The organism is Deferrivibrio essentukiensis, from assembly GCF_020480685.1.
GTDB lineage: Bacteria > Chrysiogenota > Deferribacteres > Deferribacterales > Deferrivibrionaceae > Deferrivibrio > Deferrivibrio essentukiensis.
In genome coordinates this window covers 1-22,413 of the sequence record NZ_JAJAFU010000023.1, presented here as the reverse complement: position 1 = coordinate 22,413, position 22,413 = coordinate 1, and the positions used below count along the sequence as shown (strand labels likewise).

Sequence of the window (22,413 nt, the reverse complement as noted above, 5' to 3'; positions counted from 1 at the left end):
CGAAGTTTGGTTTATAAAGCTCAGGGCTTAGTATTTCACACTACATTTATAACTTTAATAACATAAAAAGAGGTTGCCTTATGAACAAAGAAGCACAATATTTTCAAGACTTTAACGAAAGGCTTATGCTTGCTGAAGAGATGTTGCCTTTAATAGGTAGGCTTTACAGGGAAAGAAGCGTAGTATCATACCTTTATGGGAAACCTTTGGTCAACAAAACTGCCATAGAAATTTTAAAAGAACACAGATTTGCAAGGCAGATTTTGGAAAATGAACTGTCTGTCAGAGAAACCTACCCGGTGGTAAAGGCTGTAGAGAGCCTTAATATTTCCCCATGCAGACTAGATATTGGTAAACTTACTACAAAATTTATCAATTCAGGTGCTGATAATTTAGAAGAGTTTTTAAAATCTGAATTATCTGAAGTTTTGGGTAAATGTGAAAATGTCCTTGATAAGCCGCAAGATGTGGTGCTTTACGGCTTTGGCAGAATAGGAAGGCTCCTTGCAAGGATATTAATTGACAAAGTCGGAAAAGGGGACAAGCTCAGACTTAGAGCAATAGTTGTGAGAAAAGGGAAAGATAATGATCTTGTAAAAAGGGCTGCTCTTCTTAGAAGGGATTCTGTGCACGGTCCGTTTAACGGGACTATAATTGTGGATGAAGAAGAAAATGCTTTGGTAGCAAACGGTGTGATGATAAAAGTAATCTACGCAGATTCTCCTGAAAATGTAGATTACGAATCCTACGGGATAAAAGATGCAATAGTCATTGATAATACAGGCAAGTGGAGAGATAGAGAAGGTCTTTCCAAACATTTAAAGGCAAAAGGGGTATCTAAAGTGCTTTTGACAGCTCCAGGCAAAGGGGATATTCCAAATATTGTTTATGGAGTTAACAATAGTGCTATAGACCCTAACGAAAAGATACTTTCAGCTGCAAGCTGTACAACTAATGCCATTGTCCCTGTCTTAAAAGCTATAAATGACAGGTTCAGTATTGTCTCAGGGCATATTGAAACTTGTCATTCGTATACTAATGATCAAAACTTGTTGGACAATTATCACAAAAAAAACAGAAGAGGAAGGAGTGCACCTTTAAATATGGTAATTACTGAAACAGGTGCAGCAAGTGCTGTGGCAAAAGCCTTACCGGAATTAAAAGGGAAATTAACGGGAAATGCCATACGTGTCCCAACACCAAACGTTTCTTTGGCAGTATTACAATTAAATTTGGCAGAACAAACTACTAAAAAAGATGTAAACTCTTATTTGAGAGATATTTCCCTGGACTCTCCGTTGCAAAATCAAATAGATTATACTAACTCTCCTGAGGTTGTTTCTTCCGATTTTGTGGGTTCAAGATACGCATGCATTGTGGATAGCGAAGCCACCATCGTAGATGGTAATAAGTGCATTTTATATCTTTGGTATGACAATGAATATGGCTACAGTAACCAGGTAATAAGACTTGTACAAGAAATCGCCGGTGTAAATCTCAAAACTATTCCTGCATAAATTATAAGCGACCCTAAAGGGTCGCTTTTTTATATCAATGCTTCAGGAGAAAGTCCTATTCTTATTGCTCCCCAATGTTTACCTTGAATATATATCGGAAATGATAAATCAGCTATAATCTCTCCGGTATCACGCATATATGTTTGAAGTAGAAACTTAGCTTGACTTTTAGCAGCTCTTAATCCAACAGAGTCATTAAATATTCTTTTATCTCTGCTATTTACAAGGTCAGTTTCATAATTCCCGGTTAATGGCTTAGCGTATTTACTGCAGTGAGTTGGAGCATATCCGTTTGAATCAACACAAAGGACAAAAATCCCCTTAGGAATTTCTCTTAATGCTTCATCATAAATAGGTCTTAATATCCTTTCAAAATATGAATCATAGCTTGTTGAATACTTAGTAGGATTTGTATTTGGTATAGGCTTGTAGTTTTTGTCGAATACATTAGTATTTTTTGCTATATCTATTATCTTTTCGGTGCAAATATTCCTGTATTTTTCCCCAATTAAGATAATCTGCTCTACTTTCCCCTCACCAACTCTAAATTTTGAGACAAGCTCTTGCATAGTTTCAGTTTTTTCATTTAATACCTTCGTCGCTTCCAAAGACAATCTCATTCTGCTAACGACTTCACTGCTTATATCATTGATTTTATTGACATTTTCGTGAATTTCTGAGTTTGTTATGGAGATCTCCTCAATGGCTGACGCAATCTTTAAAAGCTGCTCACTAGTATTTTCAAAATCTGAAATCATTGCACTGAATTGATTGGTCGAATGCTCAATAACTTCATTCGTATCCTTTACAAATTCATAAATACTGTCAGTTCCTTTTTTGGTTTCTATTACATTTTTATTCATATTATTAATATTTTCTGAAATTTCGGAGGTAGCATCTTTTACCTTTTCTGCCAACTTCCTTACCTCATCAGCGACCACGGCAAACCCTCTCCCGTGCTCACCTGCACGAGCTGCTTCTATTGCCGCATTTAAAGCAAGTAAATTTGTCTGATCAGATATTTCATTTATAAGCTTGGTTACTTCCATAATCTTTTCTGAATTTTTACTTAATACATCTGTTGTCGCTTTAAACTTCTGGAGGTTTTCATCAACATGATGCACTTTATTCTTTATATCCAACATACCGCTATATGATGTTTTTGCGGCCTCAAGGTTATTCTTTGTAGATTCGGAGATAAAGTTTGCATTTTCTGCCACTTCATTGATAGCGGCAGTTGCCTCATTACTTGCGTTAAATATCAATTCTGCCATATTACTCTGCTCATTGGTGCTTTGCTCTGTATCTTTGATATTTTTAAGCACCTTAGCACTTTCAACGGCGATAATGACTCCATTTTCTCTGACACTTGATAGCATATTCTAATACTCTTAATAAATCTATTGTAGCTTTCTGATAATGTTCTAAATTCATCATAAGAAACACAAGGCAAATCCTCTGACAAATCACCTTCACCATGACTGACTGTATCAAAGCTTTGTACTAATAGTTTGACAGGTCTTACAATGAGGTGTCTCATAAAGTAAATCATAAGAAAGACTGAAAGCACACCAATACTAATAACTATTACATATAGCACAAAAACATTATCAAGATAAGAAAATATACTTTTTAGGATATCATCATTGATGTTTACACTTTTAAGTATAGATCGCAATTTGCTTGAAAAAATATAAAATGATACTACATAAATAAAATGTAAAAAGATTAAAAACCCGAAGTTTCCTATTAACTTTTTGGTAATAGAGTTAAAAATTTTCTTTTCAAGACTAATATAAATATTTTTAAAAAACCCCATAAAACCCCCATTAAAACTATGTTATAGTTAAACACAGCATAAGCTTGTCTATGTTGATAGTATAGGATTATAAATCGACTAATTCAAGTGAAACTTTAAGTCAAATAAAACATTGTTAGAAATATTGAAATATTCTAAATTAACTTCCCGTTACAATAATCTTCGGTGTTATAAATATCATTAATTCATCAAGAGTACTTGCTTTTGACTGACTCTTAAAAAGTGTACCCAAGAGCGGTATCTTGCTGAGATATGGCACCGCACTGTTACTGTTAGAAGTAGACTTTTGATTAAGCCCACCAATAATTGTTGTCTCCCCATTTTTTACCATAAGATATGTTTCTGCTTTTCTTGTAATCTTTAGCGGATAACCATCAACCTCTCGAGTAAAGTCAAGTTCACTTTTTTCAACCTGTACATTAAGAAGGATATTATTATCAGGAGTAACTTGGGGTGTTACTGTAAGCAAAAGTTTTGCCTCATCCTCTTCTATATCAGTAGTATCTGTAGTTGTAACTTTATATTTAAACTCCACACCGCTTTCAATATGAGCTTGCTGATTATTCATCGTTACAATTTTTGGCTCTGATACTATCTTTGCCTCACCACTTTTTTCCAAAGCCTGCAGCCTTACATCGAGCAAAAGTGACCCGGTGGCCGAGCCTAACAAAATATTCAATGCACCCGCCGGCTCAGTGACAGGTAAATTGACCATATAACCACTGGCACCACCACCCACAGAAACACTGTTAGGAAAATAGTAGCTCGTACTGCTAGGACTATAGTTTGCCCCCCATTGTATACCCAAATCCCTGCTTCCACTTTTAGACATCTCCACAATTTTTGCTTCTATAAGTACCTGCTTTAAAGGCTTATCTACCTTTGCAATTATCTCTTTTAACTTATTAAGCCTCGTTTTGGTGTCTGTTATTATAAGAGCGCCGCTTGTATCATCTATAACTATTTTAGCATTTGAAGAGATATAGTTTTTTAAAATCTCTGACAGCTTTTGTAAATTTATATACCTCGGGTAATAAAAGAAATCTTCTGCATCTCCAAGACTGCTTTCACCTACCTTATTCACATATAGTATGTTATTATCAATTTTATAAGTAATGCCTGACGCTTCGGTAATATTTTTCATAGCATCTTCAAAAGTAACATCTTTCAGATATATTGATATTTTACCGGAAATAGTAGGTGGTATGATAACATTGAGCTCTTTAGTTTTGGCAATTGATGATATAACTGTCCTAATATCTGCATCTTTAAAATTTACTGAGATTTTGTCCTCAGCAGCATACAGACTAAAGCTAAATAACAATATAATGAATACGATTATTTTTCTTTTAATTGTCTCTGACATCTTTTACCACCTTTTTCCCATTATTTAGGAATGTTACTCTATTAAGCTCAATTTTTATAATCTTATACCCTTTAACTACGTCACCTTCATTATATATTTCATCATCAATAATAGCAAAATATCTATTATTCATTTCAAAAACCCCTGTTAGAGAAATCATCATCGAAACATTTTCTTTTTTTTCTGTATCTATTGACGGCTTAGAAGTCTCTTTTAATTCAAACCTCTTAAGGGTCGTCAAATATCTATAGTTGTCAGGCAAAGTATCGGTAATAAGAAAATCTCCGGCAATAGCAAAACTTGTCAGCAGTATTAATATCAAAAAGTATTTCATTGTTTTCCCAAGTACTTACTTTTTACACTCATAGAAACATCCATATATTTTGTACCATTTTTAATTGAGTATGAAGAGATATCCATAAAACTAACAGTATTTTCAACCTTATCTATAAACCTGACCAGATTTAATGAACTCGTTCTAAAATTAAGCTGGAACTCGTAAGTATAAATACCATCAGTGATATTGGAAGAGGTAAGGCTTACCTTGTCAATCTCTATCCCACTCTCCAACAAAAACGTTTTTAGAATGTCACTAATCTCATCGGCAGTTTTTACCTTTTCATGCAGTAAAATATTTTTAATCTTCTGTTCCATTAAAGATTTGCGTAGTCTCTTTAAATCATCAGGGTTTTTTATAAGATTATTGAATGTACTTATATTTGTAGCAATCTGATTATCCAAATCAATAATTTGATTTTTGGTGGCACTTATATCTTGCTTAATCGGCCCATAAACATAGCGGACAAAAACATAATCGACTAAAAAAATTAATAATACAGTAAGTATTATAATATCTCTGGTCTTTATTTTATCCATCTATCCCCTTCATCTTAACTATAAGAGAAAAGCTAAGTCTTCCATCCTTTTTCTCAAGACTTTGAAAGTCAGCCGAAACTATACTTTTACTTTTATCCAATATGCTGTAAAATCTATAAAATTCTTTCGGACTATCTGAAACACCTTCAATCCTGAATACCCCGCCGGCGTAGCTCATATTTACAATTTCATTTTTACCTGTCAAAAGCTCAAGCAAAGAAATTATATCATAAAGTGCAGAGTTAGACTTGTACTTAACCTCTTTTATCTCATTTTCAATACTTTTAAGTGCATTCAATTCTTTTATCAAACTTTGTTTCTCATTCTGATATTTTAATAGCTTGTCATTCAAAGCCAATATTTTATTATTCTCCCCTTTTTTAAACAAGTGAGTTTTCTTTAGGTCTTTAAGCTCAAAGACTTTATCTACATATATCATACTTATAAGAATAATATTGAAAATAAATATCAAAACAGATACTTTTAAGATTACCCCTTTAAATATATCGTATCTATATTTTTCGGGTAAAAGGTTAATCTCACTTTTTGCTGAAGTCTTGTTTGTAAAAAGCTTCAAAATTTGCTCCTTAATGCTGCACCAATAGCTATTTCAAGTGCTGTAGCCTCAGCTAACAGCTCTTGCATATCTTCATCAACAGAAATCTGCTGCAAAATATTCACTATTTCTGTTTCAATATTAAACAGTTTTGTAAAATAAATATTTACTTTATTAACATTTATAAATTTTCCTGAAATAATTATTTTATCAACCTTCCCATTTTTAAAACTGCGATAAAACATATCAAGTGTTTTTTGGACTTCTATCCCTACCATATCAAGAGAATCTATAACCGCATCTTTCATATTCACCGATTCTGAATCGTTTATATCCTCATCAAAAAAACCTTTAGATTCAAACAGACTCTTTGCCTGCTCAAAGTCAATGCCACCATGTTTTGCAAAATTATCAATTACATTTTTATATCCAAACGTAACAAGTCTTTCTGCTAATAGTGTTTTACCTTTTGTAACCATAATAAGTATTTCATTATCCATTACGTGAATCTTAAGACTTGTTTCATCCGGCGTATATAACCCCCTTCCAAGGGCATCAATATCAGATTCTAAAGCCAAAAGTTTGAATTTATTCTCTGTCAGAAACTTGGCAATAGTATCTACATAATTTCTTGGAGAACCACAGATATAGGTTACAATCTCTTCGCTAATCTCACTGAACATAAAGTCAATATAATAGTCTGCCAAAGATATATTATATCGTTCTTTAAAATTTGCATATAGTCTATTTTTTAAGTCAGGAGTGTTCTTTGGGAAAACAAATATGTTTTTCAGCACCTCATAGGAACAATCTACTAAAATAGTGTATTTGGACTTATCTTCTATATTTAACAAGAAAGTCAGATCATCATTCTCTATCTCTAAAATATCTTTAATATCAGTACTCAAAAAAGAAGTAAGTCTAATTTCGCTCTTTTTCTCAAAAGTATATGCCTCAATCCTTGAATTTAAAAGTGCAACAACATTAATTTTTTTTATAGCAAGCCCCTACTTTTAAGATATTTTTCCAAAAGCTTTGTTTTTACTACAAGCTTATTTTTTACTTCATTTGACTCAGTCTTACTAAGTGCTTCCATATATGCCTTATATGCATCTTTTAAAAACCCTTTTTCTTCCAAACTTGTTGCATAGACTAAATACGTCTCAGGCTTAATTTCAACCGCCTTATCAACGTAGACCCTCATACTCCCAATATCCCCTTTTCTACTAAAAGAGTATAGCAAGTGATGTAAGTATTCAGGGTTTTGTTTATCTTTATATTCTTTTTTGAGAATGGCTATTGCTCTATCGGGATTGCCATAAATACTCTCATAAATACCTAACAGGCTGTTATTATTATATTTTCTGGCTATCTCCAAAGCTTCAACCTTATGATTATACTTTACTGCCTTTATAAAATCATAATATGATGAATCAATCTGAAACTTGCTGTAGTCATTTACAACTGTATTAAACTTACTCTCAAACTCACCAATAGAAGGAAATTCGGCACCTTTAAAATAATCAGCAGTTTTAATCTTATAAAAATAAAATCCGCTAACAAGTAAAATTAGCAAAAAAAATACTGTCAAATACGGGTCTATATCAAAAGTTGAAAAACCTTTCTGCCCATAACCTTTGACCTGTCTTGCATCTTTTTCACTTTTTAAATACTTAGCAAGTCTGCTCATACTTACTCACAATCAACAACATCAATATATTTATCACTTTTTACGACCCAACCCACATTTAACCCACAGTCAACATTTACCCATCCGTCATTCTGCTTTAGAATATCACACTTTAACCCTTCAGGCAATCTTTTTATTACATTATCAATTAATAACGGCTCTGCCCTAAGATTTACTGAGACCTTTGTAAGGACACACTCTTTTTTAATAGCCTCACCAGCTAAAGTCTCCTCTGTCATATTGTCGACATTCTTTACAATTTCATTTTCCTGGTTAGTTTGAGGAAGAGTTGAAACATTTTGTTGTAATTTTTTTGTTGTCACAAAATTTTGTATTAGCTTTTTAGCGTCTGAAAGCACAAAACTTGTAAACACAACAGCTATCAACATCACAAGTGCAAGAATTTTTTTATAATTAAATTTAGTCTTTTTATTACTCCCTCTATAAATTGATGCAGCCTCTCTGACGATAGCCTTATCAATCTGTTTTTTTCCTATACTTGCCGCAATAACCAAACAATTTTCACAAATTTGGTTTATCTCTCTTGGGTTTCCTCTTGTAATACTATAAATTTCTTTAATAGCCGATTTGGCAAAAATATGTTTTCTAAAAATTGATGCCTTAGAAAGCCTGTGCTCTATATAAAATTCAGTCTCTTCCAAAGTAAGATTAGAAAGACTAATCCTTATTGCAATCCTTTGATTTAACTGTCTTAACTTATTCTCACTTAATCTTTCTTCAAGCTCATTTTGCCCTACAAGAATAATTTGAACAAGCTTAGCATCCTCTTTTTCAATATTTGATATCTGCCTAATCATTTCAAAGGCTTCAAAAGAAAGGTTTTGTGCCTCATCAACTATAATTATAGCATTTTTTCCTTTGTTGTAATTAGATACAAGAAACTCAGCCAATCTATTATATAGTTTACCGCTATTCTCACCTTTTTCATAAGGTATTTCAAAATCCTCTACAATTTGCAATAAAATCTCTTCAGGGCTCATAAGAGGGTTAAGTATCAATGATGACTCGCAGTTGACAACGGTATTTAACAATACTCTGCAAATAGTCGTCTTCCCGGTGCCAACTTCACCGATAAGGCTTATAAAACCTTTTCGCTGGTCTATGCCAAATTTGAGTAAGTTAATAGCATCCTCATGAGAGTCAGAAGCATAAAAATACTGCGGGTCAGGTGTTATTCTAAAAGGGTCGTCTTTTAAATTAAAAAATTTTTCAAACATTATCTTTTGTATTTAACCACAACTTTTCTTTTTACATCCCCGATATAGCCAGTAGATTCAACTTTGTAAATATCTTTATACTCGGGATCATTTAAAATATCACCAATATCAGTCACAATAAAGTCTATATTTCCGTTTCCTATAGTATATGGGCCGTAATTCCCCGGGCTTTTATTATCCATAATTGCTATTTCAACCCCACTTTCAGCCAAAAAAAGTGCCTTTGTAGATAAAAGCTCCTCACTTGAGCTCACATTTTGATTGGTCAAAATAGCAACTAACGTTATTCCAATAAAGGAAAAGACAACCAACATAAATATTGCAATAAGTAGTGACATCCCTTTATTATTTTTACGGCACATTTCTAATATTCACCTGATGTTTTTGTGTTATGCTTACATCGTTTCTCTTTAATGTCAAATCAATATTTACAACTGCATTACGCCATCTGTTACCAGGGTCATAAGCAAATTTTACGCTCTCAACATAGCTACCCAAAATATTGCAAGTTCCAACGTTTTCACCTGTAATGCTAATGTCAATGGTATACCCAAAACATCTTTTGATATAATTCCCGGATTTAAATATTGTAACAGGTGTATCAACCACAAAGAATCTGTTATACGGAGAATATTTTTGAACCTTTTTATCTAACGTCACATTATCGGTAGAATTATCCATGATTTGATAAACTCTGGACATATCATAAAAGTGTATATCTTTGGTATTATATATAGAAATATTGTCCCCCATATTTAAAAAACCTGACTCAGTTAGCTTAATTTTATTTTTATCAGCCAATCTTTCATAATAAGATGCATCAGAAAACAATGCAAACTGTAAAACAGTATCCGAGCTATGAAGCCTTACCGTATTAGGAATGGTATTTCTAAGCTCCCTATCAATTCTCTCAATAATAAACTTTGATTCACTATACAGATAATCTTTTGTCACAGTATCAGAATATCCGGTAAAAACTGATGATATTATCCCCACTCCAAGGCTGGCAACAATACCTAACAGCAATATTGTAATAATAATTTCAATTAGGGTAAAACCTTTTTCAGCTGAACACTTAGACAAATGAAGCCGATGGTATTTTATATTGTCCAAAATTCTACTCACAAAACTGAATTTTTTTCCAAACGTTTCCTCATTATTCAAATATCTCATTTGCTAAAAATTTCCCTTCAGCCTTTTTAATGTATAGTTTTCATTTAAGCTATCTTTACCAACTGTAACGATTATCATTTTATAATTATCTTTATTATTACAATCCTCTGTCACACTATTACCCACAATATGTGCGTAAGAGACTGTTATAGTTATATTATAGTCACCTTTTAAATCTAAATCGGTTGATGAATAGCTTTTACCCACACCGCATGAGTCCACATAGTCATCAATATCATCATATTTTTTTAATTGTGCTTCATCAGGGCCAATAGTTATTTGATTCAAACCTATACTACCACCTCCATTTGGAGTATTTTCGTCAAATTTTTTAGCTGCAACAATCTCCATTACCGCTTGCGCAGTTTGAACGGCTTGCACTCTCAAAAGCGGGTCAGATGTTTTTCCAAGGGTATTGTAAAAAAGCACCATTATCCCCATTACACCTAATGAAAAAACCACTATAAAAATTATAATTTCTATCAGCGTAAAGCCTTTTTTATTGATAAATCCCCCCTGCATAAGGATCAAGTTTTAACACTTTCCCGTTTACATTAAATATTGTCGTTGATGTGATAAGACTTCTATCACTTTTGATAGGTCTACCAAGATAATCAAAATATAATTTATTGTCTGAGATTTCAGCGTTTGTCATATTTAGATTTTGAGACACCTCAACCTCATCACTATCTGCATCAGGCAGTCTCTTGACTGTAATATTGTCCAACATTTTATACCTATTCCCGCTTATTTCTATCCCGTATAACCCACCGCTAACCATAGCTTTGTGCTGAACAAATCTTAGATGTGTCATAAATCTTGTTACTTCAGCCTCTTCCTTAAACCCCTTTGTAGTCATTTTTGGTGCAATATATATACTAATTATACCAACTAAAATTATAACGATAATTAGCTCTATGAGTGTGAAACCTTTTTTGCTATTAATATTTCTACCTAACATTGTTTTTCCATAAATATATAATTAAATTAACTTATTTTTTAACTTCAAGCTATTAAGATAATCAACATAAGTACTTTTTATTCTTAGAAATATTTCTTCACTTGTTGTTTGATTGTATATGTGAGAGCTTAAATTTCTATCCTCAATCATATCAAGTATTACTTCATTATCGCTAATAATACCTGCTTTAAAAGCTTCTTTAATACAATTTCTGGGTGAGTTACATTCAATTCCCTCATAAGAAAGCAAAGCTTTCAGTGCCTTCCATAATAGCTCAATGGTAAACTCAAACCGCTGTATTACCCCATCTTTTTCAAGTTCACCTTGTGCAATTTTTATTGATTCTGTTAACCTTTCTAATGCATTTTCAAAATTTTGGATTTTAAGCAGAACATCACTCTTTTTCATAAAGCACTTTTCCCGTCTCAATTATTTTAGTATAAAATTTATCATCAATATCAGGTAAAAATACCATATCAACACTATATATGCCACTTAATTTATCTATTTTTTCTTTTAACTTTCTTTTTTCTCGAAAGCTGAGCTTTAAATCCACAGCTATATCAATGTCAGAATTTTCACGAAAGCTATCACCAGCTCTTGAGCCAAATAAGATAATTTTATTTGGAGAATATTTAGTTAATTCTTCTACAATATTGCAAATAATAGCATTAATTCTCTCACTGTTTTTTTTACTCACACTAATATCAGACATTAAACTATATTTATAACCTCATTTCTTAAATTTTATCTTGCCGGCACTTCCTGCCAGTCAATTATCCTGTCTCTACCTCGATAAATACCAAAAGTTACTGTCCCCCTTGATTCATTGTCAAATATATCATTAAGCCAATTATAGTATGGAGCTGTAGAAATATCCAAAGTCAAATCGACACTCCCTTCGTTATTTTCACCAGGTGCAGACAAAGTAACCTCACCAACACCTCTACTAATGCTATTTACACCAACTATTGTTGTTTCTCCACTATTAAGGTTATCAGTAAAATTATCCAAAATAAAATGTCCAATTTCAACACTTGTGGTGTTGTCTTCAATAATCTTCCAATTACTACCATCATAATACTCAGTAACCACCTCTGCCGTAACATTATCAAGCTCGCTTCCATAAGCATTATGAATATTAAGCCTTCCAAAATACATTGTGCTGCCAGTAACATTTACTCGTTTATCTACAAAATCAGTAGACAGCTCACCATCATTAGCATTTGTAATTTCAATACTAAAGTTAGGGGTAAAAGGATTAACGAGAGTATTCACATTTCTGTCATAAGTAACATTATCATCCCCAAATGTTATCTCTCCTGTGCCATTACCTTTAGTCAATGTCAGTAGAGCTTTATCAAAAGAAATATGAAGGTAATTACCATCTACCCCTTTTGTTTGATTGTCAGTGGCTGGATAATTCAAGCCTATACCATTTATATCAAGTTTGAAAAAGTCATCTCTATAATTTGTCGTCGTCTGATTATCCTTATTTACTGCTCTGATTGTAAATTTTGGTCTTAGTGCATCTTCATATGTTGTAGGTTGACCAATATAGTTAAAATTTCCACTCTGGTTAGCAAGTGTCCCATTGTTGATATTATCTATAACAAAATTATAAGGTATAAACCTTCCAATATTTGCACTTGTGCCTTCTATACTACCTGCACCAAGATAGTCATCATCTTTTACAGTAAATTTTATAATCCCTACTTCGCTAAAAGTTTGATTGTCAACAGTAGCTTCACCATTATTAAAATTAAACTCTTTAACACCTATTGAGCCGGTATTGCCACCGGTAGGTGATATTAAGGTATGGGTAACAGATATATTATCTTCTTGATAATTTTTAGTTATCGGATTATCTGACAAATCCGTATCCGTATCACTTTGCCAGCCAACTGCTCTGGCTGACAAGTTAAATTCTTCTCCAGCTTTTTTAAATACAGAGCTATCAGCACCATTTTCAGCTTCCCAATTTGTATCGGTTGTGTACACATAAAAGCCAAAAGGTTTAAAAATTGCACTGTCTGAGCCAACAGCTTTTACTGTACCATTGTCAAATGTAGCTGCAAAATTTAGCCTGCCAGCTTCATTATAGACAATATTGAAAGTTGCTGACCCGTTATTATCAAAACTCAAGCTAACATTATTAGGTACGGTTTTACTATTTATGATAGGAGCTGTGTTAGTAGGATTTACACTTAAATTATCAAAAGTAAAACTTACATCCAAACTTACATTTTGAAAAGCAGGGATACATGCTTGTGTCTGATCATCTTTTCTCACAGCTTTAATAGTAACATCCTGAGGCTTGTAAGAATAAGTATCTTTTATATCAAATATAAACCCTGAGTCGTAAAAATTAATTACACAATTTGAATCCCAAGAACATTTATAAATTGGTGTATCAGATGGTGAAGGTGTTGCTGAAGTGATTGATAATGTTGTAGTACCTGGTGTCTGTTTATATAGACCGGTATTAACAGAATAGCTGCCATTAGGAATACTCACAGGGTTCATTGTCCAATTTGCTCCATCTGTTGCTGATAATTCTATTCCACTTACACCATTTGGGTATTTTTGACTACAATCGTCGTTTATACACGCAGTTATTTTTACGTCAGCAGGTTGGCAGGTAAGGGCAGTGGGGGGGGCATCAATGAGGAGATACTTGTAGCCTATTTCCTGACCTAAGTCACCGCAAGATAATGCACTTATTTTCAAATCATCGAAAGAATGTATATTTGTAACAGAGCCTGTGGAGCCGGTAATACTTAGTTTAAAATTATCAGGCGGGGTTGCATTTTGAGTGGCATCATGCCAATTTATAATGGTTTGATATCCATTACCATCTAATATATCGCGATCGACTTTGATAAAAGTCTTATTATTTCTTGTATCTATACTTATCTTGTATTTGTAATTTTTAGCAGTTGAATTATCAACTCCTGGGTTTAAACTACCACTGTTTGCAATAAAACAATAGCCAGTTTCATTATCACCAGTTCCTCTTATAGTGATGGAATCCTTCACTCTGTATGTTGGTGGATGAGATTGACAGTTTTTCCCTCTACCTTCGTTATCATTTGCAAAATTACCATACTCATCTATTCCTATACCTAACCATCCTCCTCTAAATCCATGTAAACCACTTCTTTGCGCATATCCGAGAGAACCACCGTATGCTCCGGCAATATCGGATATATTGTCACTTAGTAAACGATCAACTACAGCGGCATCAGCGAGGGCAATTGTAACCCCGTCAGCTCCGTTAGGATTATCATATGCGTTGTGCTCAAATTCTATTTCAATATAATTATCTTGAGATGGAAATTTTCCTGCCAGTGTTACACCAGTAGCCACATTATTTATTTTTTTAGTTAAGACTAATTTATTATCCTCTATTGTTGGAGTGAAATTTTGATTCTTGATAACTGTCCATTTGGTGCCAAGAGAACTTCTGTTGAAATCGTCAAAGAAACACTGGTTCAACTGTAAGCAATTAACCTTAACCCTGTCCGTCCCATCCCAATTTTTACCGGCTTTTTCGTAGTTGTAAATACTTTGCACCTGTGAATCAGTGAGTATTTTATCGTAAATCTTTATTTCATCTAAATAGCCATTAAAATAAACTGCGGATTTAGATGAATTTGTATTTTCATTTCTACCAATACTATTGAAAGCATTACCAACAACCCCGGTATCAGTTGAACCTTCTTTATCAAGGCTACCATCAATATATATTTTTATGTTTCCATTATCACTATTCCATGTTAAAATTACATGATGCCATTGATTATCATTAATACGAGTGTTGGATTTTGAGTTACCACCATTATTTCCTTTACTTACTCCTATATGCCCACTTGCATCAATCCAGCCCCATCTTATATCATCAGTACCACCATCTTGTTCAATACCTATTACACTTGGTGCAGCCCAAGTGGTATTATTTCCTGTTTGTGATGTTTTAATCCAAAAGCTTAGAGATGCTGTACCTTTAAGTATATCAGCTGCTGCTTGAGGAATTTCTATATAATCATCCACCCCGTCAAAATAACCAACCCTACCAATACTACCACCAGCGGTGTCATTATCCACAGTAATTGGACCATTAACAGATGTTCCATCGTAACTGTTTGAACCACTATCTTCTACTTCAAAAGTTGACAAATCATTATCCCAACTACACTCATCAAAGTAATAATCGGCAATGGGCTTAGGTATTACAATAATATTGTTAATTGATGCAGAGCCATAATTACATTTAGATTTTTTAGCGTTTGAAACATTATTAGGACCATTGCAGGTTTTTTTATCATTTTGCTGATATGTAACTGTATATGGAATATCTAAGGTGCCATCACTATTTCCATCTGTGCAACTTACAACAACATTACTTACTTTTACAGTAGAGTTACCATTTTTTTCAAAATCACTACAACTGTCACCATCAATATCAATCCAAGAATCAGAATTACTTTTACTACTATCAAATGTGGCAACAGAACAGCTCCCCGTTTGCAATCTAGGATCATTATTGTTTTCTCCCACAAAAAAACCAATATCATATCTTTTAGCCTTGTTATCTTTTAGTGTCACTATTATATCAATTGTTGTTGATTGACCTTCTATACAAGTAGTTGAGTCTCCATTTGTTAGTATATCAACAATAGTTGTAAACTCACCAGCATTGCAGTTTAAGGTTTCATTAGTTCTTTCTCCAGCACACGAAAGATTATTAGTTGCAAACACTTCATAATCATATGCATATATTATATTGGTAATTAACAACATATTAACCAATAATAATATAGGCAATAAAAGGTTATTCTTGTTCATCAAACACCATCTTTTTTGAAATAATATTCTTTTAAATCAAATGTTACCATAATCTTCACTGCTAATATCCTTATCAAATACTTCCCATAAAGATATCTCTAAATCAAACGTTTTCATGTTTAATGTTTCATCCCAGTTAAAAATCTCAGGTGCGCCATATTTCCCTCTTTTAAGTATGTATCTTTCAATATATTCTCTTTCCGGATAAATTATTATATACTCTTTTACACCAAAACGTTCATAAAGATGAAATTTTTCTCTTTTATCTTTAAGCTCAGTTGAAGGGGAAACTATTTCAATAATTAGTGCTGGTATTTCAAAAATATAATCAGTTTTTTTATTTTTATCACACACTATAAATATATCAGGCTGAACTATATTATACTCATCAAAAACAACATCCATTGGTGCTTCAAAAAAGGAACAACTCTTTAATTTATCTTTTTGCAAACCAATTTGCCAAGTTATATTTCTGCTTATAGCCTGATGTTTTCTTACAGGAGATGGGCTCATATTATACGCATCACCATTAATAATTTCCCACCTTTCATCATCAGGCCAATTTAAATAATCTTGATATGTATATTTTTTGTCAGTTTTTTTAGCTAAAGGTGGCATATAGATTTCTCCGAGTATAACTCATTTTAAATTTTAATACTTATTACTTTTTATTTCAAGCAAAATACAACCATTTAACATTTTTACATTTTTCATATTGACATATCGCAATTTATTGATATGTTATCCGTATGATTAACTTTCTCAAAACAATTGCCGACGAGCAAAGACTAAGGATATTAAACCTTTTGCAAGAAAAATCACTTTGTGTTTGCGAAATAGAAAAGGTCTTAAAATTAAAGCAATCTACCCTCTCCACACATCTTTCAAAGCTAAAAAATGCGGATATAATCATTGGAGAAAAAAACGGCAAATGGATTTACTACTCCATTAACAAAAAGTTAGACTCCGACTTTTATTCAATCCTACAATCAATCTTAAAAAATTTCGGCGCAACCGATACAGCCTTAAAAGATATATCTATTTTAAATAATCTCGAGTCATCTTGCTCTGACAACAAGACAATCCTCATTGTATGCACAAAAAACTCTTGCAGAAGCCAAATCACTGAGGCTATCCTAAAAAATAACACCACTTTTTCCGTCTTTAGTGCAGGCACAAACCCGGGTACTATAATAAACAAAAATGTCAAAACCTTTTTAAAGGAAAAGTTTCCTAATAAAAACTTTTTCCCAAAACACATCAATAATTTCTTGGAAGAAAATTATGACACGGTTATTTTTGTATGCAAAGAAGCATACAAATCCCATAAAAACAGCATTAATGCCCAAAAAATACTATTTTGGGATATAGAGGATATAGATTTTGATGATGTAAATTTTGAACAAATAGATAAAGCCTATAACGATATTTATGAACATTTAAAAGAGGAGAATTTGATATGAAAAAGAGGCTACTTTTCTTGTGCACGGGCAACTCGTGCAGAAGCCAGATGGCTGAAGGCTATGGAAAATTATATCTTGGCGACAAATATGACGTATATTCTGCCGGCATTGAAAAACACGGACTCAATCCCTACATGGTAAAGGTCATGACTGCTGACAATGTGGATGTCAGCTCTCACTATTCAAAGACGTTGCAGGATTTAGGCAATATCGATTTTGATGTGGTAGTTACAGTATGCGGCCACGCCAATGAAACGTGCCCAATGTATTTAAAAGAGGCAAAAATCATTCACAAAGGGTTTGATGACCCTGCAAAATTTGAAGGGAGCGAAGAAGAAAATGTAAAGGTATTTATAAAAGTGAGGGATGAAATTAAAGATTATATAAAAGGTGAATTGAAAAATTTATTGGAGGAATTTTAAATAGCAAACAAAAAGATGAGCTTATTTGACAGATACTTAACCCTTTGGGTTGCAATCTGTATGGTCGTAGGAATCTTCTTGGGGAAATTAATCCCTGGTGTTATAGAATCTTTGAGAAATATTGAGTTTGCCAAAGGCTCTCAAATCAATCTACCTATCGCTATTTTGATATGGCTGATGATTTATCCTATGATGCTAAAGGTAGATTTTTCTTCCGTGTTAAATGTGGGTAAAAATCCTAAAGGGCTTATAATTACAGGCTTTGTAAACTGGTTTGTAAAACCTTTCAGTATGGCTTTTATCGGTTATCTGTTTTTTAAGATATTTTTTGCCCCACTAATCGGGCCTGAGCTTGCTGACCAATACACAGCAGGGGTGATTATTTTGGCGGCTGCCCCTTGCACAGCTATGGTTTTTGTATGGAGTTATCTTGTGGACGGCGATCCGGGATATACTCTTGTGCAGGTAGCATTTAATGACTTGATAATGCTTATTGCTTTTGCTCCGGTCGTTAAATTTTTGGTTAGTGGTGCCTCAAATCTCACAGTGCCATTTATGGTATTATTTTACTCGGTGGTAGTTTTTATTGTAATCCCCCTTGCTCTGGGTGCATGGACAAGGTCAGTATTGTTAAGAGTCAAATCTGAAGAGTGGTTTAATAATTTTATACAAAAACTTCACCCTGTGGCAATATCTGCCCTGCTATTGACTCTTGTGTTAATATTTGCCTTTCAATCTGACAATATTACCACAAGATGGTTTCACGTCATCCTAATCTCAATACCGATACTGATTCAGGTATACTTCAATTCTTCAATAGTGTATCTGCTAATGAAGTTTTTCAAAGTCAATCACAATATTGCAGCTCCGGGGGCTCTTATTGGTGCAAGTAACTTTTTTGAGCTTGCAGTTGCCACAGCGATTACACTTTTTGGGCCTGAATCAGGTGCAGCTCTTGCTACAGTGGTAGGGGTATTGGTAGAAGTCCCTGTTATGTTGTCTGTAGTTAAAATATGCAATAAAACAAAGGGGTGGTTTTGTCATATGTAAAAGGTTCTAAGTTCAACGTTCAATGTTAGTAGTGTTAAGTATTAAGTGCTAAGTACTAAGTACTAAAAGGTTTAATGTTAAATATTTAAGATGATGTATAGAAATATAACAAATCAAAAGCGGCTCAGATGAGCCGCTTTTGATTTAATTATTTACAACCGTCAGTTTTAATAGTTACAACTGGTGCACTCGTTGTAACAGAAGCATCATATAATACATAGCAGTTGTCTGAGCTAGTAGTATTTTTATATAAAAAATACACAGTATCAGTGCCCGAAGTATCATTATCAAACCTATCAGCATCAAAATCTACAGCTTTCAATATACCTGTACCATCAGCTTTAGGATAACCAGTTCTATTGTCAGAAGTATAAACTTTTATAAGGGTCCCATCAACAGTAACATTATCAGCACTTTGATTATCCTGAATAAGCCACTTAGCTCTGACTATGTCTTTAGCAGCGCTTACTGCACCGCCCAAACCTTTAACAACGGAAATCTTTGCATCTTTTGAAAGATTGGCAAATTTAGGCACAGCCACTGCAGCCAAAATACCAAGAATTACAATGACGATTACTAATTCAATTAGTGTAAAGCCTTTTTTGTTCATAAATAAACCTCCATTTAGTATTATCAAAATACTAACGCTTTATTTCTTCTTGTCAACATTTTTTTAGTATTCTAAGATATTTATATAGTTTTTTTCACAAAAATAAAACTATTTAACAAATAATATTCTTTTGATTATTAATAAATACCTATAATTTTTAGGTTAATGACTAATAAAACAGACACAAAGAAAGCGGGTGACGGGACTCGAACCCGCGACCCTCAGCTTGGGAAGCTGATGCTCTACCAACTGAGCTACACCCGCACGGGAATAATCATTTAATACTTTTTTTTAATTTTGTCAATTAGCCAAATTTAATAACTGTAAATCGTGATCCGTGAACCGTAAGCCGTGATTCGGGACGCATAATCACAGTAACAACATATAAGCACCCGTCACTCATCACTCAAATACTTAAACCCCATAACTGAATACTGTACAAATGAAATTATCAGCATAATAATTACAGCCCAAAGACTTAGATTAAGCAAATAGCTTAATCTTGCTGTAACCTGATTCAATATTATCAGTATCAGCATCATAAATTCACAAAATGCAGTTATCTTCCCTACTATGGTAGGAGCAATTTTAAATCTTTTTGATTTCATCAGAAGCAATAAGCCACCTGCTAAAATATATACTTCACGAAATATAATAGCTGTTATCAAAATACTGCTAAAGTTTATATCTTTATTAAAATAAACTGTCACAAGAGAAGAAATCACAAGAAGCTTGTCAGCTAACGGGTCAATTATCTTCCCCAATTTTGATGTTTGATCAAACTTTCTTGCTATAAAGCCATCCAGCCCATCTGTCAAAACTGCAATAAAAATTAAAAATAATGCTGTATAAAAATTTGAAATATATATATTGTAAACGACAAAAGGTATTACAAAAAACCTAAATAATGTTAAAATATTTGGTATAGTGAGAATTTTCATAGCAGATTATAACACATAATTAAAGGATATGCATGTTTTTACCGATTACATCAGATGAAGTAAAAAAACTAAAATGGGATAGTGTCGATATAATTTTTGTCACAGGGGATGCCTACATCGACTCATCTTATATTGGAGTAGCACTGCTTGGCAAATATCTTTTAAACAATGGTTTCAAAGTAGCAGTTATCCCTCAGCCAAATCTTGATAGTGACGAGATTAAAAGGTTTGGCGAGCCAAATCTTTTTTGGGGTGTCACAGCCGGAAGTGTTGACTCTATGGTTGCAAACTATACTTCACTTTTAAAAAAAAGAAAATCTGACGATTACACACCGGGCGGACAAAATAATAAAAGGCCTGATAGAGCTGTAATCAAATATGTTAATCTCATCCGCCAACATTTTAAAAATACTAAACCAATCATAATTGGTGGTATTGAAGCAAGCCTTAGAAGAATAGCACATTACGACTATTGGTCTGACTCTATCAAAAGGTCTATTTTATTTGACTCAAAGGCAGATTATCTTGTCTACGGAATGGCCGAGCTGACGACTCTTCAAATTGCTCAGTCTCTTAAAAATAATTTACCTATTAATAAGATAAATGGACTCTGTTACATATCAAAAGAGCCTGTGGATGATTATATAAAATTAGCAGATTTTGAAGATTTATTAAAAGATAAACATAAGCTTACCGATTGTTATCTGCAGCTTTATGCAAACAATGACCCACTAAATGCTAATGGATTAATGCAAAAGCATGATAACCGCTATCTAATCCACAATCCACCTATGCGACACCTGAGTGAAGCAGAAATTGATGAAATTTATAATCTTGACTTTGAAAATAATCCTCATCCTTTATACAAAGAGAAGATAAAGGCAATGGAAACAATAGGTGACTCCATCACAACTCACAGAGGGTGCTATGGTGAGTGTAATTTTTGCGCAATTGCAGTACATCAAGGGGCAACAATCATATCTCGTAGCCAAGAGTCTATATTAAAAGAGGTTAAAAAGATTTCTCAATGCAGAGATTTTAAAGGATATATAAAAGATTTAGGTGGCCCCACTGCAAACATGTATAGGGTAGAATGTGCCAAAAAACTAAAATCTGGCAAATGTAAAGATAAAAGGTGTATAGCTGATGGAATTTGTAGCTCGCTGAAAATTTCTCACAAAAGCCAGCTTAATCTCCTTGAAAAAGTTTCAAAAATGTCTTCCGTAAAAAAAGCATTTATTGCATCCGGCATAAGGCCAGACCTTATTTATAATGATAAATCTTATGGCAAGCTATACTTAAACAAACTTATTGGTGACCACGTATCAGGGCAGCTAAAAATAGCACCGGAGCATACCGATGAAAATGTCCTAAAATTAATGGGAAAACCGCCGCAAAAAGAGCTTTTAAGAAAATTTGTTAAGGACTTTTATGAAATCTCAAAAAAACATGGTAAAAAGCAATTTTTGACATATTACATGATTGCTGCTCATCCGGGCTGCAACATAAATCAAATGAAAGATGCAAAAAACTTTATGGAAAAAGAGTTGCACTGCCACCCTGAGCAGGTACAGATATTTACCCCTTTACCACTAACTATTTCATCTTTAATGTATTTTTTAGAATATGACCCATTTGAAAAAAAGAAAATATTTGTGGAAAAAGGTTTAAAAGGTAAAAGTGCTCAAAAAGAGCTATTTTCTGCTAAATTTAAAACACGTAGTAAAAATCCCGGCAAACACAAGCATAATCCCCGTAATATGAAATAAATATATCTTTTCCTTTAAAAAGATATAGGATAGTATTGTGCCAAACACAGGCATAAGATGCACCATAGGCCCTGCCTTATTTGCCCCTACTTCCCTTACTGCCCTATTCCAACA

Annotated in this window: 24 protein-coding genes and 1 tRNA gene; 5 read left to right on the top strand and 20 right to left on the bottom strand. The window is 33.3% G+C overall.

Annotation, left to right across the window (positions count from 1 at the left end; translation table 11 throughout):
• The first annotated feature begins 80 nt into the window (after nucleotides 1–80).
• Entirely contained in the window at nucleotides 81–1,517 is a 1,437-nt protein-coding gene (locus tag LF845_RS10180; RefSeq protein WP_242820910.1) for a glyceraldehyde-3-phosphate dehydrogenase, read from the top strand.
• A gap of 29 nt (nucleotides 1,518–1,546) precedes the next feature.
• Here the strand turns inward: LF845_RS10180 and LF845_RS10175 are convergent, their stop codons facing one another.
• The 17 genes from LF845_RS10175 to LF845_RS10095 all read right to left on the bottom strand — a co-directional run bounded on the left by LF845_RS10175 (nucleotide 1,547) and on the right by LF845_RS10095 (nucleotide 16,662).
• Nucleotides 1,547–2,896, bottom strand: coding sequence for a methyl-accepting chemotaxis protein (locus LF845_RS10175; RefSeq protein ID WP_242820909.1), 1,350 nt, complete (start codon nucleotides 2,894–2,896; stop codon nucleotides 1,547–1,549).
• The gene (locus tag LF845_RS10170) at nucleotides 2,779–3,336 is read right to left on the bottom strand and encodes a HAMP domain-containing protein (protein WP_242820908.1); all 558 of its coding nucleotides are present in this window, start codon (nucleotides 3,334–3,336) and stop codon (nucleotides 2,779–2,781) included. The genes LF845_RS10175 and LF845_RS10170 overlap by 118 nt, the downstream gene beginning before the upstream one ends.
• Before the next feature lie 139 nt (nucleotides 3,337–3,475).
• Nucleotides 3,476–4,702, bottom strand: coding sequence for a secretin N-terminal domain-containing protein (locus LF845_RS10165; protein ID WP_242820907.1), 1,227 nt, complete (start codon nucleotides 4,700–4,702; stop codon nucleotides 3,476–3,478).
• On the bottom strand, nucleotides 4,686–5,036 hold the full coding sequence (locus LF845_RS10160; protein WP_242820906.1) for a hypothetical protein: 351 nt from the start codon (nucleotides 5,034–5,036) through the stop codon (nucleotides 4,686–4,688). The genes LF845_RS10165 and LF845_RS10160 overlap by 17 nt, the downstream gene beginning before the upstream one ends.
• The gene (locus tag LF845_RS10155; RefSeq protein WP_242820905.1) at nucleotides 5,033–5,578 is read right to left on the bottom strand and encodes a hypothetical protein; all 546 of its coding nucleotides are present in this window, start codon (nucleotides 5,576–5,578) and stop codon (nucleotides 5,033–5,035) included. Before LF845_RS10155 ends, LF845_RS10160 begins: the two co-directional genes overlap by 4 nt.
• Complete coding sequence (locus LF845_RS10150) at nucleotides 5,571–6,155, bottom strand: hypothetical protein (RefSeq protein WP_242820904.1); 585 nt, start codon at nucleotides 6,153–6,155, stop codon at nucleotides 5,571–5,573. The genes LF845_RS10155 and LF845_RS10150 overlap by 8 nt, the downstream gene beginning before the upstream one ends.
• Nucleotides 6,152–7,042, bottom strand: a complete 891-nt coding sequence (gene pilM / locus LF845_RS10145; RefSeq protein WP_242820903.1) for a pilus assembly protein PilM — start codon at nucleotides 7,040–7,042, stop codon at nucleotides 6,152–6,154. Before pilM ends, LF845_RS10150 begins: the two co-directional genes overlap by 4 nt.
• An 86-nt stretch (nucleotides 7,043–7,128) precedes the next feature.
• On the bottom strand, nucleotides 7,129–7,824 hold the full coding sequence (locus tag LF845_RS10140) for a tetratricopeptide repeat protein (protein WP_242820902.1): 696 nt from the start codon (nucleotides 7,822–7,824) through the stop codon (nucleotides 7,129–7,131).
• 2 nt (nucleotides 7,825–7,826) lie between these two features.
• Nucleotides 7,827–9,062: an AAA family ATPase gene (locus LF845_RS10135; RefSeq protein WP_242820901.1), complete on the bottom strand. Its 1,236-nt coding sequence runs from the start codon at nucleotides 9,060–9,062 to the stop codon at nucleotides 7,827–7,829.
• The gene (locus LF845_RS10130; RefSeq protein WP_242820900.1) at nucleotides 9,062–9,376 is read right to left on the bottom strand and encodes a hypothetical protein; all 315 of its coding nucleotides are present in this window, start codon (nucleotides 9,374–9,376) and stop codon (nucleotides 9,062–9,064) included. The genes LF845_RS10135 and LF845_RS10130 overlap by 1 nt, the downstream gene beginning before the upstream one ends.
• A 37-nt stretch (nucleotides 9,377–9,413) precedes the next feature.
• Nucleotides 9,414–10,187: a prepilin-type N-terminal cleavage/methylation domain-containing protein gene (locus LF845_RS10125; protein WP_242820899.1), complete on the bottom strand. Its 774-nt coding sequence runs from the start codon at nucleotides 10,185–10,187 to the stop codon at nucleotides 9,414–9,416.
• Nucleotides 10,188–10,238: 51 nt separating this feature from the next.
• Entirely contained in the window at nucleotides 10,239–10,757 is a 519-nt protein-coding gene (locus LF845_RS10120; protein ID WP_242820898.1) for a type IV pilus modification PilV family protein, read from the bottom strand.
• The gene (locus tag LF845_RS10115) at nucleotides 10,735–11,196 is read right to left on the bottom strand and encodes a prepilin-type N-terminal cleavage/methylation domain-containing protein (protein WP_242820897.1); all 462 of its coding nucleotides are present in this window, start codon (nucleotides 11,194–11,196) and stop codon (nucleotides 10,735–10,737) included. The genes LF845_RS10120 and LF845_RS10115 overlap by 23 nt, the downstream gene beginning before the upstream one ends.
• A 21-nt stretch (nucleotides 11,197–11,217) precedes the next feature.
• A complete protein-coding gene (locus LF845_RS10110; RefSeq protein WP_242820896.1) occupies nucleotides 11,218–11,604 on the bottom strand; it encodes an HI0074 family nucleotidyltransferase substrate-binding subunit in 387 nt (128 codons plus the stop codon).
• Entirely contained in the window at nucleotides 11,591–11,911 is a 321-nt protein-coding gene (locus LF845_RS10105) for a nucleotidyltransferase family protein (RefSeq protein WP_242820895.1), read from the bottom strand. Before LF845_RS10105 ends, LF845_RS10110 begins: the two co-directional genes overlap by 14 nt.
• Nucleotides 11,912–11,943: 32 nt before the next feature.
• Nucleotides 11,944–16,044: a DUF6701 domain-containing protein gene (locus tag LF845_RS10100; protein ID WP_242820894.1), complete on the bottom strand. Its 4,101-nt coding sequence runs from the start codon at nucleotides 16,042–16,044 to the stop codon at nucleotides 11,944–11,946.
• A gap of 36 nt (nucleotides 16,045–16,080) precedes the next feature.
• Entirely contained in the window at nucleotides 16,081–16,662 is a 582-nt protein-coding gene (locus tag LF845_RS10095) for a Uma2 family endonuclease (protein ID WP_242820893.1), read from the bottom strand.
• A gap of 131 nt (nucleotides 16,663–16,793) precedes the next feature.
• Here LF845_RS10095 and LF845_RS10090 point away from each other — a divergent pair, with 131 nt between their 5' ends.
• The 3 genes from LF845_RS10090 to arsB are packed head-to-tail and all read left to right on the top strand — an operon-like array spanning nucleotide 16,794 to nucleotide 18,979.
• Complete coding sequence (locus LF845_RS10090) at nucleotides 16,794–17,507, top strand: metalloregulator ArsR/SmtB family transcription factor (RefSeq protein ID WP_242820892.1); 714 nt, start codon at nucleotides 16,794–16,796, stop codon at nucleotides 17,505–17,507.
• Nucleotides 17,504–17,929, top strand: a complete 426-nt coding sequence (locus LF845_RS10085) for an arsenate reductase ArsC (RefSeq protein WP_242820891.1) — start codon at nucleotides 17,504–17,506, stop codon at nucleotides 17,927–17,929. Before LF845_RS10090 ends, LF845_RS10085 begins: the two co-directional genes overlap by 4 nt.
• A 60-nt stretch (nucleotides 17,930–17,989) precedes the next feature.
• Nucleotides 17,990–18,979 (top strand): ACR3 family arsenite efflux transporter, encoded by a 990-nt coding sequence (gene arsB, locus LF845_RS10080; protein WP_423220581.1) that lies wholly within the window; start codon nucleotides 17,990–17,992, stop codon nucleotides 18,977–18,979.
• Between the two features lie 148 nt (nucleotides 18,980–19,127).
• On the opposite strand, the gene LF845_RS11945 is transcribed toward arsB, so the two are convergent.
• The 3 genes from LF845_RS11945 to LF845_RS10065 all read right to left on the bottom strand — a co-directional run bounded on the left by LF845_RS11945 (nucleotide 19,128) and on the right by LF845_RS10065 (nucleotide 20,530).
• A complete protein-coding gene (locus LF845_RS11945) occupies nucleotides 19,128–19,589 on the bottom strand; it encodes a prepilin-type N-terminal cleavage/methylation domain-containing protein (RefSeq protein WP_278252233.1) in 462 nt (153 codons plus the stop codon).
• A gap of 191 nt (nucleotides 19,590–19,780) precedes the next feature.
• Nucleotides 19,781–19,853: transfer RNA gene (locus LF845_RS10070), tRNA-Gly, on the bottom strand.
• Nucleotides 19,854–19,984: 131 nt separating this feature from the next.
• The gene (locus LF845_RS10065; RefSeq protein ID WP_242820889.1) at nucleotides 19,985–20,530 is read right to left on the bottom strand and encodes a CDP-alcohol phosphatidyltransferase family protein; all 546 of its coding nucleotides are present in this window, start codon (nucleotides 20,528–20,530) and stop codon (nucleotides 19,985–19,987) included.
• A gap of 32 nt (nucleotides 20,531–20,562) precedes the next feature.
• On the opposite strand from LF845_RS10065, the gene LF845_RS10060 reads away from it, so the two are divergent.
• Nucleotides 20,563–22,299: a YgiQ family radical SAM protein gene (locus LF845_RS10060; protein WP_242820888.1), complete on the top strand. Its 1,737-nt coding sequence runs from the start codon at nucleotides 20,563–20,565 to the stop codon at nucleotides 22,297–22,299.
• Nucleotides 22,300–22,413 lie beyond the last annotated feature (114 nt).